We start from the raw sequence: 13394 nt of genomic DNA, 5'->3' as shown, positions 1-13394 counted from the left end.
GCGCGGTCCGGGCGGCCGCGGTCCGGGCCGCCGCCCCGGCGCCGTCGGTGGGCGACCTGGCGGACGTGGTCGGCGACGAGGCGCTCGCCGCGAGCGCCCGGTACGCCGTGCCGCCGGCCCTGGCGGGCGAGCAGCCGGCCGAGCAGCCGGCCCGGCGGTCCGAGGAGGCCGAGCCGGACCACGGCCGCCCCGAGGTGGTCGACCTGACCCCGGAGGACGAGACCGAGCTGCTGGAGCTGCCCGAGCTGAGGTCCGGCCGGGCCTGAGCCGGGCGGCCGCCGGTGCGGTGAACGACGGACGGGCGGTGCCCGGACCCCGCGGGGTCCGGGCACCGCCCGTTGTGCGTACCGCCCGTGGCGTCGGGTCAGACGTTGACGCCGAAGTCCTGGGCGATGCCGACCAGGCCGGAGGCGTAGCCCTGGCCGACCGCGCGGAACTTCCACTCGGCGCCGTTGCGGTACAGCTCGCCGAAGATCATGGCGGTCTCGGTGGCCGCGTCCTCGGAGAGGTCGTAGCGGGCGATCTCGGCGCCGCCGTTGGCGTTCAGCACCCGGATGTAGGCGTTGCGGACCTGGCCGAAGCTCTGGCCGCGGGTGACCGCGTCGTAGATCGAGACCGGGAAGGTGATCTTGGTGACGTCGGCCGGCAGCGCGGCGAGGTTGACGTTGATCGCCTCGTCGTCGCCGGCGCCCTCGCCGGTCCGGTTGTCGCCGGTGTGGACGACGCTGTTGTCCGGGGTGCTGGTGTTGTTGAAGAAGACGAAGTGGCGGTCGGAGTAGACCTTGCCGCCCTCGTTGAGGACGATCGCGCTGGCGTCCAGGTCGAACTCGGCACCCGTGGTGGTGCGGACGTCCCAGCCGAGGCCGACGGTGACCGCGGTCAGGCCCGGGGCCTCCTTGGTCAGCGAGACGTTGCCACCCTTGGAGAGGCTCACTGGCATGCTTTTTCGGTGTCCCTTCGGTCGCTTTGCCGGGAGAACGCGGACCGGCCCGTCCATGGTTCCATCCGGGCGGCGAGTTCTGTCACGAACCATCGCGTGAACCGCCCGGCCGGGCCCCCGTACGGGTGCCCGTGGGGCGCCGCCCGGGGCAGCGCCGCACGGCCGCTCATACCCGCGGGAAGCGTCCCTGCACCGTCCAGATCGCCGGGTTGTCGGCCAGCCCGTCGTGCAGGTCGGTCAGGTCGGCGAGCACGTCCTGGAGGAAGTCCCGGGCCTCCCGCCGCAGTTCTGCGTGGCGGACGACCAGCGGCTCGGCGTCCCGGCGCCAGGTGGCGCTGATCTCCACCCAGCCGAAGCGGCGGGCGAACCTCAGCAGCTCGGTGTTCTGGGTGAAGTCCAGGTCGGCGGTCTGCACGGCGGCCGCCCGGCTGCCCTGCGGGTCGGCGTCCAGCTGCTCGACGATGTCGCACAGCGCCCAGGCGAAGTCCAGCACCGGGACCCAGCCCCAGGCCGTGGACAGCTCGTCACCGTCCAGGTCCAGGTAGACGTCGCCGCAGAACAGGTCGTACCGCAGGCTGCGCACCGACGCGTCCCGGTAGTCGGTCTGCGGAGGGTCGGGGAACCGGTTGGAGAGGGCGTAGCCGAGCTCGATCACGTACGCCATTGTCCGGCACCGGCGGGCCGCCCCCGACCGGCCGGGGCCGATTAACCGCGTGACCGGGGGCCCGGCGGCGCGGGATGATGGGCGCATGCCTGAGCCCATCCGCGTACGGGGGTCGGTGGTCGTCCCCGACGCCGAGCTCGTCTGGCGCTTCTCCCGTTCCTCCGGCCCCGGTGGCCAGCACGTCAACACCTCCGACACCCAGGTCGAGCTGCGCTACGACCTGGCGGCCAGCGCCGCGCTGCCCGAGGTCTGGAAGGCCCGCGCCCTGGAGCGGCTGGCCGGCCGGCTGGTGGACGGGCGGGTGCTGGTGGTCCGGGCCTCCGAGCACCGTTCGCAGTGGCGCAACCGGGAGGTGGCCGCGGCCCGCCTGGCGTCGCTGCTGGGGGAGGCCACCGCGCCGCCGCCGAAGGCCCGGCGGGCCACCAAGCCCAGCCGGGGGATGGTCGAGCGGCGGCTCGACAACAAGCGGCGCCGGGCCGAACTCAAGCAGGGCCGCAGCCGGCTCCGCCCGGAGTGACGTTTTCTCGCGCGGCCGTTCGGGCCGCCGCTCAGCCGATCCCGCGGTAGCCGCCGCGGAAGTACAGCAGTGGCCGCTCGGCCGGCCCGGTCACCCGCGCCTCCAGCACCCGGCCGACCACCAGGACGTGGTCGCCGGCCGCGATCCGCTGCTCGGTGCGGCACTCGACGGTGGCCAGCGCCCCGTCCACCAGCGGCGCCCCGGAGTGCGGCCCGGTCCGGTGCGGGGAGTCGGCGAACAGCAGCCGGTCGCTGAGCCGGCCCTTCATGGCGAACCGCGAGGCGAGCGCCCGCTGGTCCTCGCCGAGCAGCGACACCGCCCACACCCCGGCCCGCTCCAGCACCTCGTCCATCCGGGACTCCGTGCGCACCGAGACCAGCACCAGCGGCGGCTCCAGCGACACGGAGAGGAACGAGGTGGCGGTCATGCCCACGTCCTCGCCGTCCTCGGGGTCGTTGGCGGTCACCAGGGACACGCCGGCGGCGAGCTGGGCCAGCGCGGCCCGGAAGTCCTCGGCGGAGGCGACCGGTGCGGTGGCGGGAGTGGCTGCGGGTTGTGGGGAGGTGTGCACGTACGGCACGGTAGTCGTCCCGTCCCGCCGCCGGTATCGGGCCCTGGTCGTAGGTCCGCCGGGCCGCCCGACCGAGGCCCGGAGCACGGCCGCACCCGTCGCGGGCCGACCGCCGGACGGTCCGGAGACAGGGAATGTCCCGGTATCGGATGACTCAAAGCGCCCGAACCGGGCCATCCGCTTGTGATTTGGGTCACAGTCGCTACCTATTGCTGACCGAGCGTGCCTATCGCAGTGCTCCCTGTGATTCAGTTCTTCTGGCAATCGGACGATAACCAGTCACGAACAATCCGAAGCAGCCGGGGAGCCCCCGCATGGAAGCCGAGTCGGAGCCCTACGTCCGCCTCGCGACCCTCCGCACCTTGCACCGGGTCGTGGCGGACCTCAACGCTGCCCGGAGCCTGGCCGGCACGCTCCAGGCCGTGGTCGAGGGCGCCGTGCACGGGCTCGGATTCGACGCCGCCGCGGTCAGCCTGGTCCGCCCGGACGGCGACCTGGTGGTCGCCGCGGTCTGGGAGATCGAGGAGAGCGCCCTCGGCGGGCCCGCCGTGCTGCTCGGCCAGGTCGGCTCCCGGGAGTCCTGGGAGCGGCTGCTGGGCGTCTGCGACCACTGGGGCACCCTGCGCTTCCTGCCGCACGACCGCGGCTGGGCGGTCGCCTCCGACGTGCCGACCTGGACCGGCGACGGCCCGCTGCCGGTGTACGCCAACGACTGGCACCCCAACGACGGCCTGCTCGCCCCGATGTACAGCGCCGGCGGCGACCTGCTCGGCGTGCTGTCGGTGGACCGCCCGCGCAGCGGCAAGCGCCCGGGCGCCTGGACCCGCGAGGCGCTGGAGATGTTCTCGCTGCAGGCGTCCATCGCCATCGGGAACGCGAGACTACGCGCGGAGATGCAGCGCGCCCTGGCCAGGCTGGAGAAGGAGCAGCAGGCGCTGCGCGCCAGCGAGGAGAGCTTCCGCCAGGCCTTCGAGTACGCGCCCAGCGGGATGGCCATCACCGAACTGCACGGCGACGCGATGGGCCAGCTCACCCGGGTCAACGACGCGCTCTGCCGGCTGCTCGGCCGCCCCCGGGCCACCCTGCGCCAGCAGCGCTTCGCCGACCTGGTGCACCCCGAGGACCTGGCGCTGCTCCAGCGCACCAGCGCCGAGGGCGGCCGGGCCGAGCTGAGGCTCTCCCGCCGCGACGGCGGCTACCAGTGGGTCTGCCTGCGCAACTCGGTGGTCGCCGACGCCGCCGAGGGGCCGAGCTTCCTGCTCACCCACGTCGAGGACATCGAGGACCGCAAGAAGCACGAGCTCCAGCTCGCCCACCGGGCCAGCCACGACGCGCTCACCGGCCTGCCCAACGGCTCCGAGCTGCGGGCCCGGCTCGGCCGCCGGCTGTGCGCCGCCCCCCAGGGCCCGGGCGGCGCGGCCGCCCACGGCGCGGCGTACGGGGCGGGCTACGGCGACGGTTACGCGGGCGGGTTCACCGACGGGTTCACGGACGGTTTCGGCGGCGGCTACGGGGCGGTCGCCGCCGGGCACGGGCCCTCGGCGGGGGAGGCCGTCCACGGCGCCCCGGACCTCGCCCACGGCGCGTCCTGGGGCACGGCCTGGGAGCCGGCGTTCGACGAGCCCCCGTACAGCGCCTCCTACGGCGCGCACGGCGGCTTCGAGGGCCTGGACGCGGGCGTCCCGGCGCACGGCTACGGCCACCCCGAGGAGTCGCTGCACCGCGAGGTCGAGGCCTTCGACGGCGGGTACCTGCCGCGCACCCGGGAGCCCGCCGCCGACCACGTGCACGCCGTGGTCCCGCTCGAGCCGCCGCCCGGCGGCGAGGCCTGGGGCGCCGGCCGCCGGCCCGGCGCACCGGGCGAGAAGGGGCTCGCGGTGCTCTTCTGCGACCTGGACGGCTTCAAGTCGGTCAACGACCGGTTCGGCCACAACGCCGGCGACGCGGTGCTGATCGAGGTGGCCCGGCGGCTGCAGCAGGTGGTCCGCGAGGGCGACACGGTGGCCAGGATGGGCGGCGACGAGTTCGTCGTGCTGGCCGACGGCATCGGCCGCGAGGAGGCCAAGGACCTGGCCGGACGGCTGCGCAACGCGATCATCCCGCCGATGCGGATCGACAACCGTGCGATGCGGGTCGGGGTCAGCCTGGGCATCGGCTGGGCGGGCTGCGGGATGAGCATCGAGGAGGTGCTGCACGCGGCCGACGAGCGGATGTACGACGAGAAGCGGGCCCGGGGGAGCGCCGTCCGGGGCGCACGCGGCGAACGCTCGCACCGCCGAGCGGGCTAACCGCAGATCAGGCCGCCTTTCCCCGTTGTCCCGGGCGCCAGGTAGGGTGCCCTGGGTACGAGCGTCCACCACTTGACCGTACGGCAAGCTCCGTGCGGCCCGCCGCGATGGGGAGTTGAACCACCGTGACCACGGCCGGCAGCAACGGCACACCCGAGAGCGCGGGCGACGACGACCCGTTCGCCTACCTCTACCGTCCCGCCGAGGGCGAGACGGCCCCCAAGCCGCAGCCGCGCAGCGGGTACAGCAGGCCGATGGAGGTCGGCCGGGCCCAGTACGGCGCACCCGCGGCGCCCACGCAGCAGTACCAGTCCGCTCCGCCGACCGCCCCGACCACGCCGGTCCCCCAGCAGACCCGGTACGCCGAGCGTTCGCGCCCGCAGCCGGGCGAGGAGCGGCCGAGCGGCGGGCGCGGCAAGGCCGCGGTGATCGGCGCGATAGCGGTGATCGCCGCCATCGCGATCGGCGCGGGCATCGCCCTGTCCAACGGCGACGCGGGCAAGCCGGACGCTGCCGCGAGCACCCACGCCAGCGCACCGGCGGGGGCGCCGGCGACGGCCGGGAGTGCCGCGCCGTCCTCGTCCGGCTCGCCCAGCCCGACGGCGGACACCAACCCGGTCGCCGACGCCTCCAAGCTCCAGGGCCAGAACGCCCCGGCCGGGAACTCGGTCAAGGGCGCGATCTCCGCGGACGGCAGCTACCTCACGCTGCAGCCCGGCTCCTCGGTCACGTGGACGATCTCGGTGCCGACCGCCGGGCAGTACAAGCTCTGGTTCCACTACAACAACACCGGCGCCGAGATGCCCGCCTCCGTCACGGCCAACGGCAAGGACCACCAGGGCGGCGTCAACTTCAAGGTCTACTCCAAGGCCGTCGACCCCGAGCACTCCTGGACCTACACCAACGTGTGGCCGCAGCTGCAGGCCGGGCCGAACACCTTGACGGTGACGGTCCCGGCCGGCGGCTCGGGGACGGTGCTGCTCGACCAGGTGACCCTGACCGACATGTCCGTCAGCGGTGACTACCCGCGGCGCTGACGGTCTGCGATAGCGCGGGCCCAGGGCCCGTCGGGCGGGTCAGTGGACCACGGTTGCGAGGTGGGCGACCACCTCGGACATCGCGGTGCGGGCCGGGGCGAGGTACTTGCGCGGGTCGGTGACCCGGTCGTCCGCGGCCAGGTGGCGCCGGACGGCCGGGGTGAAGGCGAGGTTCAGCGCCGTCCCGATATTGATCTTGACCATGCCGGCGGCGACCGCGGCGGCGAGCTCGGCGTCCGGTACGCCCGAACTGCCGTGCAGCACCAGCGGCACCGGCACCGCCCCGGCGAGCCGCCGGATCAGCGGGTGGTCCAGCGCGGCGGAGCGGGTGGTCATCGCGTGCGAGCTGCCGACGGCCACCGCCAGCGCGTCCACTCCGGTGTCGGCGACGTACGCCGCGGCCTCGTCCGGGTCGGTCCGGGCGCCGGGGGCGTGCGGGCCGAGCGGCGGCTCGCCGTCCTTGCCGCCGACCCGGCCGAGTTCGGCCTCCAGGTGCAGGCCGTGCCGGTGCGCCCAGGCCGCGGCCTCGGCGGTCGCCTTGACGTTCTCCGCGTGCGGCAGCGCCGAGGCGTCGAACATCGCCGACGAGAAGCCGGCCCCGGGGGCGGCCCGCAGCAGGTCCGGGTCCTCGACGTGGTCCAGGTGCAGCGACAGCGGTACCCGGGCGGCGGCGGCCACCTCGGCGCAGGCGCGGGCCAGCGGCAGCAGCCGCCCGCCGTGGAAGGCGACCGCGTTCTGACTGATCTGCAGGACGGCCGGGGTGCCGGCGCGTTCGGCGCCGGCGGCGATGGCCTCGGCGTGCTCCAGCGTGATCACGTTGAAGGCGGGCAGGCCGCGCCGCTCGGCGACGGCGGCGGCCAGCAGGTCGGCGGTACGGGCAACGGGCATGGCAGTCCCCCAGAGGGTGTGAGAAGCGGGACGCAGAACCACTGCTCACACCCCCGGTGGGACGGGGGAGTCAGGCCGTGCGGGCCTTGGTGAGCCGGTCCGCGCCGGTGATCCACTCGCCGCGGCGCATCACCGCGATGAGTTCGTACGTGGCGGAGTCGAGGACGACGAGGTCGGCGTACTTGCCGGCCTCCAGGGATCCGATCGAGTCGCTCAGCCCGAGCAGCCGGGCCGGGACGGTGGACAGGGAGCGCACGGCCTGCTCGATGCCGAGGCCGTTGACGGTGACCGAACGCCGCAGCGCGACGTCCAGGGTGAGCGTGGAGCCGGCGATCGAACCGCCCTCCACCAGCCGGGCGACGCCGTCCTGCACCCGGACCTCCAGCGGGCCGAGCGGGTAGAGCCCGTCGCCCATGCCGGCCGCGCCCATCGCGTCGGTGATCAGCGCGACCCGGTCGGCGCCGGCCGTGCCGTACGCCAGGTCCAGCACCGAGGGGTGCAGGTGGACGCCGTCGTTGATCAGCTCGACGGTGACCCGCTCGTCCTCCAACAGGGCGACGATCGGGCCGGGCGCGCGGTGCTGGATGCCCGGCATCGCGTTGAACAGGTGGGTGGCGACGGTGGCTCCGGCGTCGATCGCCTCCAGCGTCTTCGCGTAGTCGGAGTCGGTGTGGCCGACCGCCGCGATGATGCCGAGCTCGGCCAGCATCCGGACCGACTCCAGGCCGCCCGGCAGCTCGGGGGCGAGGGTGAACATCCTGGCGTGGCCGCGCGCCGCGTCGGCGAGCTTGCGCACCAGCGCCGGATCCGGCTCCCGCAGCAGGTCGGGTCGGTGGGCGCCGCACCGGCCCGGCGAGATGAACGGGCCCTCGAAGTGGATGCCCGCCAGCACCCCGTCCTCGACCAGCTCGGAGAGGACCGCCGCCTGGTGGCACAGCTCGTCGATCTCGCCGGTCACGGTGGAGGCGACCGTGGTGGTGGTGCCGTGCTCCAGGTGCGTGCGCGCGGCCCGCAGCGCTTCCTCGGCCACCCCGGAGGCGTACGAGGCACCGCCGCCGCCGTGCACGTGCAGGTCGACGAAGCCGGGCACCACGGTGCAGCCGGTCAGGTCGAGGTCACCGGGGAGCCCCGCGCCGCCGAGCGCCGCGATGCGCGGGCCCTCGACGGTGATCCGGCCCTGGTCGACGACGCCGTCGGGCAGGACGAGTCGGGCGCCGGCCAGTGCTGTACGGTCCGCGGTTGTCACGCGGTCACCTCCATGGAGAGCAGATCCCAGGCGAGCAGGCCTGCGCCCAGGGACGCGGCGGTGTCTTTGAGCATGGCCGGAACGACCTTCGGGGGCATCTGGAAGGTCAGCCGCTCGGCGACCGCGTCGCGCAGTGGCGTGAAGAGGGTGTCACCGGACTCCGCCAGCCCGCCGCCGACGATCACCGTCGACGGGTCGAGCAGGCTCTGCGCCAGCACGATCCCGTCGGCGAGGGCCTCGACGGCGGCGCGCCAGATCCGGGCCGCCCGCTCGTCGCCGGCGTCGACGGCCAGCGCGCAGGCCGCGGCGTCCGCGGCCGGGTCGCCGCTGGCCCCGGCCCAGGCCCGGGAGACCGCGGAGGCCGAGGCCAGCGTCTCCAGGCAGCCCCGGGCGCCGCAGCCGCAGGTGGGGCCGCCGGGGCGGACCACCACGTGGCCGATCTCGCCGCCGTAGCCGTGGGCGCCCGCCTCGATCCGTCCGCCGATGCCGATGGCCCCGGCGATGCCGGTGCCGAGCGCGATGAACAGGAAGCGGTCGACACCGCGGCCGGCGCCGATCCGGCCCTCGGCCAGCCCGCCGGAGCGGACGTCGTGGCCGAGCGCGACCGGCAGGCCGCCGAGCCGCTCGCCGAGCAGCCGCCGCATGGGCAGGTCCCGCCAGCCGAGGTTGGCGGAGAAGACCGCGATCCCGTTCTTCTCGTCGATCGTGCCCGGCACCGCGACGCCGGCCGCGAGCGGGGCGCAGCCGAAGCGGCTGCGGCCCTCGTCCGCGAGGTCGGCGGCGAAGTCGAGGATGGTGGCGACGACGGCGTCCGTGCCGTGCTCCCGCCCGGTCGGTCGGCGTGCTTCGAACAGCACGGAGCCGTCCTGGGCGAGCAGCGCGGCCTTCATGCCGGTGCCGCCTACATCGAGTGCGATGACGTGCTTCACGGGGGACAGTTTCCCTTGCCCAGGTCGAAGAGGTCTAGTCCAGTTACCCGATTGGTCTGGTCCATGGGGGGTGAGGTTTGTCGTACTTGGTGCCTGCTGGGCGGTTTGCGGATCCCGGGGCGGCCTTCCTTCCGGTGCGGGTGCCGCGGGCGGGCCGGCGGCCCGGCGCCGCGGCCGGGCTCAGGCCAGGATGACGGACCGGGTCAGGTTGCGGGGCCGGTCCGGGTCGAGACCACGCGATTCGGCGAGCGCGAGGGCCAGCTGGTGCACCCGCACCAGGTCGGCCAGCGGGTCGATGCCGCCCTCCCCGGACTCGGCGACCAGCAGCCCGCCGACCCCGGCGACCTGCTCGGCCAGCCCCTCGGGCAACGGCCCGAACCCCCACACCGCGCGCCCCGGCGCGGTGATGCTGATCGGCCCGTGCCGGTACTCCATCGCCGGGTAGGACTCGGTCCAGGCCAGCGCCGCCTCGCGCATCTTCAGCCCCGCCTCCAGGGCCAGGCCGTTGGTCCAGCCCGTGCCGAGGAAGGTGAACTGCTCACAGGCGACCAGCTCGGCCGGGATCCGCCGGGCCAGGACCCGCTCGGCGTCGTCGGCCGCGCGGGCCAGCGTGCCGACCCCGGCCGGCCGGGCGTCCTCCACCTCCAGGTGGGCGCGGAGCAGGGCGAGCACGGTGGTGGCGAAGCGGGTCTGCACCACCGAGCGCTCGTCGGCGAACCCGAGGTCGACCAGCTGCCCGGCCAGCCGCGCGATCGGCTGCGAGGTGTCGCCGGTGATCGCGGTGGTCGGCGCCTTGACGCGCCCGAGCAGGTCGAGCACCTCGGTGGTGGTTCCGGAACGGCTGATCACCACCACCCGGTCGTAGCGGCGCCCGTACGGGAACTCCGAGGCCGCGAAGGCGTCGGTCTCGCCGTGGCCGCCCGCCTCGCGCAGCGCCGCGTAGGACTGCGCGATGAACCAGGGGGTGCCGCAGCCGACCACGGCGACGCGCTCGCCGCGCCGCGGCAGCGCGTCACCGGTCTGCGCGGCCAGGGCGGCGGCGGTGCGCCAGTCGGCGGGCTGGGTGGCGAGTTCCTCGCCGGTCAGGGACGGATGGGGCATCGGGTGGGCTCCTCGGGTCGGCACTCCGGTCCACGGCAACAGTGGTGCGTGAAGCTGATTGATTTATAGCTTTTTCGCGCACGATTGCGCAATGGGGTGCGTTGCCCGGACCCTGCGCGAAGATCCCGCACCGATCCGCGCAGATGTGACAAGCTGTCCCCCGCTTCACGCGCGCGGCCCGCGCGCCGGGAGCGGGACGAGCGGGCGAGGAGGGGCGGCACGGCGTGTCGAGGTACGAGCGTTGGAACGCACTGCTGGAGCTGCTCACCGAGCACGGCAAGCTGGAGGTCGAGGAGGCCGCCGAGGCGCTCGGCGTGTCTGCGGCGACCATCCGGCGCGACCTCGACCAGCTGGCCAGGCAGCAGATGGTCACCCGTACCCGCGGCGGGGCGGTGGCACACAACGTCTCCTACGACCTGCCGCTGCGCTACAAGTCGGCCCGGCACGCCGACGCCAAGCAGCGGATCGGCGCCGCGGTCGCCGCGCTGATCGCCCCCGGCGAGGTGGTCGGCCTCAACGGCGGCACCACCACCACCGAGGTGGCCCGCGCGCTGGCCGTCCGGCCCGAGCTCACCGAGCGGCCGGAGAACGGCCCGGGCCAGACCCTCACCGTCGTCACCAACGCGCTCAACATCGCCAACGAGCTGACCGTCCGCCCCCAGGTGAAGATCGTCGTCACCGGCGGGGGCGCCCGCCCGCAGTCGTACGAACTGATCGGCCCGCTGGCCGGCCTGGTGCTCGGCGAACTCGCCCTGGACATCGCCGTGCTGGGCGTGGACGCGATCGACGTCGAGCACGGCGCCACCGCCCACCACGAGGGCGAGGCCAGCGTGAACCGGCTGCTGGCCGAACGGGCCCGGCGGGTGGTGGTGGCCGCCGACTCCTCCAAGCTCGGACACCGCGCCTTCGCCCGGATCTGCGGGCTGGACCAGGTCGGCGCCCTGGTCACCGACGGCGGGGTCGACCCCGCGCTGGCCGCCGCCTTCACGGAGGCCGGCGTCGAGGTGATCACCGCCTGAACGGGCGCCGGCGCGCGCCGGACCGCCCGTCCGTGATGTCCGGATAAGTCGGCTTCCGGTTGCATCTGATGCAACGTCAAGAGACAACTCGGTAACTAACACCGCAAGAGGTATGGACCACCCGGGCAATGCCTGCCAGGGTGGCGCCGTTTTCCTCCTTCGAAGGCGGTAACCGACTTGCACAGCGCAGCCCTTGAAAGACCGGCCCGCACCACCGCACGACCGTTCGGCACCTTCCGCGGCCCGGCCCTCGCCGCCGCACTGGCCGGAGCGCTGCTGCTCACCGGCTGCGGCACCGTCGAGGGCGGGGGCGGCGGCCCGGTCACCCTCAAGCTGGTCGCCGCGGACTACGGCGACACCGAGGCCACCAGCACCACGCACTACTGGGACGACCTGGTGGCCCGCTTCCACGCCACCAACCCGGGCTTCAAGGTCTCGGTCGAGGTGGTCCCCTGGACCGACATCGACAAGCGGGTCGCCGACCTGATCGCCTCCGGCAAGGTCCCCGACGTCGTGCAGACCGGCGGCTACGCCGACCAGGTCGCCGCGGACCGGCTCTACCCCGCCGGCGACGTGCTGTCGATCGACACCCAGGCGAACATGATCGACGCCTTCGCCAAGGCCGGCCAGGTGCTCGGCAGCCAGTACGGCATCCCGTTCGTCGCCTCCACCCGGGTGTTCGTCTACAACCGGACGATGTTCCAGAAGGCCGGCATCGGCGGCCCGCCCGCCACCTGGGAGGAACTGCGCAAGGACGCCGAGCTGATCAAGGCCAAGATGCCCGGGACCGTCCCGTACGCGCTGCCGCTCGGGCCCGAGGAGGCCCAGGGCGAGTCGATGATCTGGACCATGAGCGGCGGCGGCACGCTGGCCGACAACGCGGGCAACTACACCGTCGACAGCCAGCCCAACCGGGACACCTTCAAGTGGCTGCGCACCAACCTGGTGGACCGTCACCTCACCTATCCGGACCCGTCGACGGTCGACCGCAAGACCGCCTTCTCCGACTTCGCCAGCGGCAAGGTGGCGATGCTCAACGGCCACCCCGGGCTGGTCGCCAAGGCGATCGAATCGAAGGTCGACTACGGCACCGCGGCCATCCCGCGCAAGGACGCCGGCGCCAAGCCGAGCACCCTGGGCGTCGCCGACTGGATGATGGCCTTCAAGGCCAACGGCCACAAGACCGAGATCAAGAAGTTCCTCAACTTCGTGTACCTGAAGGAGAACACCCTCAAGTTCGACGAGGAGTACAACCTGCTGCCGGTCACCCAGGACACCAAGGACGAGATGACCGGCAGCGGCAAGCACCAGGACCTCACCGAGTTCCTCAATGCGCTGTCGAGCGCCAACTTCTACCCGCTCGGCGACCCGTCCTGGGACAAGGTCAGCGGGATGCTGAAGGAGAGGATCGGCAGCGCGGTGAAGCCCGGCGGGGACGAGGTGCTCACCCAGCTCCAGTCCGCCGCCGCCCAGGAGGCGAGCCGGGCCCGCGCGGCGGCCGCCCACTGAGCCGCGGGCCGGACCGGGTCAGAGGTTGATGCAGTAGGCCTTGCGGAGCGTCTCGTGGACGGTCCAGGTGGTGCGGTCGCCCTCGCGCAGGACGGCCAGGTCACCCGGACCGACCTCGAGCACCGGGCCGCCCTCGAACGCGATCGTGGCCCGGCCGCTCACCACCACGAACAGCTCGTCCGCCTCGGTGTCGGTCACCACGCCCGGGGTGATCTGCCAGATCCCGCGGATCTGCCGCCCGTCGGGGGACTCCCAGAGCACCTTGCCGGAGACCTCCGGGGTGCCGGAGACGATCTGGGCCGGGTCCAGCGGGTCCGGCTCGAGGTCGGCGTCGGGGATGTGTACGGCGAAACTGTTGGTCATGGCCCCGACGCTAGCCGGGCCGGAGCCGCGCCGGGGACGGCACAGTGTGTCGGACGGGCGCGGCAGAATGACACAGCGTAGGGAGGTGGCCGGTGTGGCGGAGCTGAGTGAGCGCGATCTCGCGGTGCTGGCGCTGGAGGCGCGGGCCTGGCGGACGGCCGGGGCGAAGGAGCGGGCGGTCCGCGCGGAGCTCGGGATCTCCGGCACCCGGTACTACCAGCTGCTGAACGCGCTGCTGGACCGGCCGGAGGCGCTGGCGCACGCCCCGGTCCTGGTGAACCGCCTGCGCCGGATCCGCGACGCCCGCCGCGAGGCCCGCTGA

14 protein-coding genes and 1 pseudogene are annotated in these 13394 nt (G+C 73.9%); 7 read left to right on the top strand and 8 right to left on the bottom strand.

The annotated features are described in order from the left end of the window. Window positions 1-266: pseudogene (locus AA75_RS49180) on the top strand (hypothetical protein); the annotation flags it as partial. Between the two features lie 98 nt (window positions 267-364). Here the strand turns inward: AA75_RS49180 and AA75_RS10475 are convergent. Continuing rightward, window positions 365-940, bottom strand: a complete 576-nt coding sequence (locus AA75_RS10475; protein WP_033819606.1) for a TerD family protein — start codon at window positions 938-940, stop codon at window positions 365-367. A gap of 166 nt (window positions 941-1106) precedes the next feature. Further along, complete coding sequence (locus AA75_RS10470) at window positions 1107-1604, bottom strand: hypothetical protein (RefSeq protein ID WP_199520298.1); 498 nt, start codon at window positions 1602-1604, stop codon at window positions 1107-1109. Window positions 1605-1689: 85 nt separating this feature from the next. Here AA75_RS10470 and arfB point away from each other — a divergent pair, with 85 nt between their 5' ends. After that, the gene (gene arfB, locus AA75_RS10465) at window positions 1690-2121 is read left to right on the top strand and encodes an alternative ribosome rescue aminoacyl-tRNA hydrolase ArfB (protein WP_033819605.1); all 432 of its coding nucleotides are present in this window, start codon (window positions 1690-1692) and stop codon (window positions 2119-2121) included. Between the two features lie 31 nt (window positions 2122-2152). Here arfB and AA75_RS10460 read toward each other — a convergent pair whose 3' ends face one another. After that, window positions 2153-2692, bottom strand: coding sequence for a flavin reductase family protein (locus tag AA75_RS10460; RefSeq protein WP_051812092.1), 540 nt, complete (start codon window positions 2690-2692; stop codon window positions 2153-2155). A 314-nt stretch (window positions 2693-3006) separates the two neighbouring features. Between AA75_RS10460 and AA75_RS10455 the strand changes: the two genes are divergently transcribed. Further along, window positions 3007-4980 (top strand): sensor domain-containing diguanylate cyclase, encoded by a 1974-nt coding sequence (locus tag AA75_RS10455; protein ID WP_033819603.1) that lies wholly within the window; start codon window positions 3007-3009, stop codon window positions 4978-4980. 125 nt (window positions 4981-5105) lie between these two features. Further along, window positions 5106-6017 carry a hypothetical protein gene (locus tag AA75_RS10450; protein WP_033819602.1) on the top strand — a complete coding sequence of 304 codons (912 nt, stop codon included), beginning with the start codon at window positions 5106-5108 and terminating at the stop codon, window positions 6015-6017. Window positions 6018-6056: 39 nt separating this feature from the next. Here the strand turns inward: AA75_RS10450 and AA75_RS10445 are convergent, their stop codons facing one another. The 4 genes from AA75_RS10445 to AA75_RS10430 all read right to left on the bottom strand — a co-directional run bounded on the left by AA75_RS10445 (window position 6057) and on the right by AA75_RS10430 (window position 10181). Next, window positions 6057-6905, bottom strand: a complete 849-nt coding sequence (locus tag AA75_RS10445; RefSeq protein ID WP_033819601.1) for a class II fructose-bisphosphate aldolase — start codon at window positions 6903-6905, stop codon at window positions 6057-6059. A gap of 70 nt (window positions 6906-6975) precedes the next feature. After that, a complete protein-coding gene (gene nagA / locus AA75_RS10440) occupies window positions 6976-8151 on the bottom strand; it encodes an N-acetylglucosamine-6-phosphate deacetylase (protein ID WP_033819600.1) in 1176 nt (391 codons plus the stop codon). Beyond that, window positions 8148-9080, bottom strand: coding sequence for an ROK family protein (locus tag AA75_RS10435; protein ID WP_033819599.1), 933 nt, complete (start codon window positions 9078-9080; stop codon window positions 8148-8150). The genes nagA and AA75_RS10435 overlap by 4 nt, the downstream gene beginning before the upstream one ends. Before the next feature lie 180 nt (window positions 9081-9260). Further along, entirely contained in the window at window positions 9261-10181 is a 921-nt protein-coding gene (locus AA75_RS10430; protein ID WP_033819598.1) for an SIS domain-containing protein, read from the bottom strand. Between the two features lie 224 nt (window positions 10182-10405). Here AA75_RS10430 and AA75_RS10425 point away from each other — a divergent pair, with 224 nt between their 5' ends. Beyond that, on the top strand, window positions 10406-11200 hold the full coding sequence (locus AA75_RS10425) for a DeoR/GlpR family DNA-binding transcription regulator (protein ID WP_033819597.1): 795 nt from the start codon (window positions 10406-10408) through the stop codon (window positions 11198-11200). 177 nt (window positions 11201-11377) lie between these two features. After that, window positions 11378-12709: an extracellular solute-binding protein gene (locus AA75_RS10420; protein WP_368666554.1), complete on the top strand. Its 1332-nt coding sequence runs from the start codon at window positions 11378-11380 to the stop codon at window positions 12707-12709. 18 nt (window positions 12710-12727) lie between these two features. On the opposite strand, the gene AA75_RS10415 is transcribed toward AA75_RS10420, so the two are convergent. Continuing rightward, the gene (locus AA75_RS10415; protein ID WP_033819596.1) at window positions 12728-13072 is read right to left on the bottom strand and encodes a cupin domain-containing protein; all 345 of its coding nucleotides are present in this window, start codon (window positions 13070-13072) and stop codon (window positions 12728-12730) included. A gap of 94 nt (window positions 13073-13166) precedes the next feature. Here AA75_RS10415 and AA75_RS10410 point away from each other — a divergent pair, with 94 nt between their 5' ends. Then, window positions 13167-13394: a DUF3263 domain-containing protein gene (locus tag AA75_RS10410; RefSeq protein WP_033819595.1), complete on the top strand. Its 228-nt coding sequence runs from the start codon at window positions 13167-13169 to the stop codon at window positions 13392-13394.

This window comes from Kitasatospora sp. MBT63, from assembly GCF_000710465.2.
GTDB lineage: Bacteria > Actinomycetota > Actinomycetes > Streptomycetales > Streptomycetaceae > Kitasatospora.
The sequence above is the reverse complement of the archived record's forward strand: the minus strand, read 5'-3'. Positions and strand labels throughout refer to the sequence as shown.

What these genes read in the sequence shown, in the direction of transcription:
- AA75_RS10455 (WP_033819603.1), top strand. Translation starts at nt 3,007, where the DNA reads ATGGAAGCCGAGTCGGAGCCCTACGTCCGCCTCGCGACCCTCCGCACC.
- arfB (WP_033819605.1), top strand. Translation starts at nt 1,690, where the DNA reads ATGCCTGAGCCCATCCGCGTACGGGGGTCGGTGGTCGTCCCCGACGCC.
- AA75_RS10470 (WP_199520298.1), bottom strand. Translation starts at nt 1,604, where the DNA reads ATGGCGTACGTGATCGAGCTCGGCTACGCCCTCTCCAACCGGTTCCCC.
- AA75_RS10430 (WP_033819598.1), bottom strand. Translation starts at nt 10,181, where the DNA reads ATGCCCCATCCGTCCCTGACCGGCGAGGAACTCGCCACCCAGCCCGCC.
- AA75_RS10445 (WP_033819601.1), bottom strand. Translation starts at nt 6,905, where the DNA reads ATGCCCGTTGCCCGTACCGCCGACCTGCTGGCCGCCGCCGTCGCCGAG.
- AA75_RS10415 (WP_033819596.1), bottom strand. Translation starts at nt 13,072, where the DNA reads ATGACCAACAGTTTCGCCGTACACATCCCCGACGCCGACCTCGAGCCG.
- AA75_RS10475 (WP_033819606.1), bottom strand. Translation starts at nt 940, where the DNA reads ATGCCAGTGAGCCTCTCCAAGGGTGGCAACGTCTCGCTGACCAAGGAG.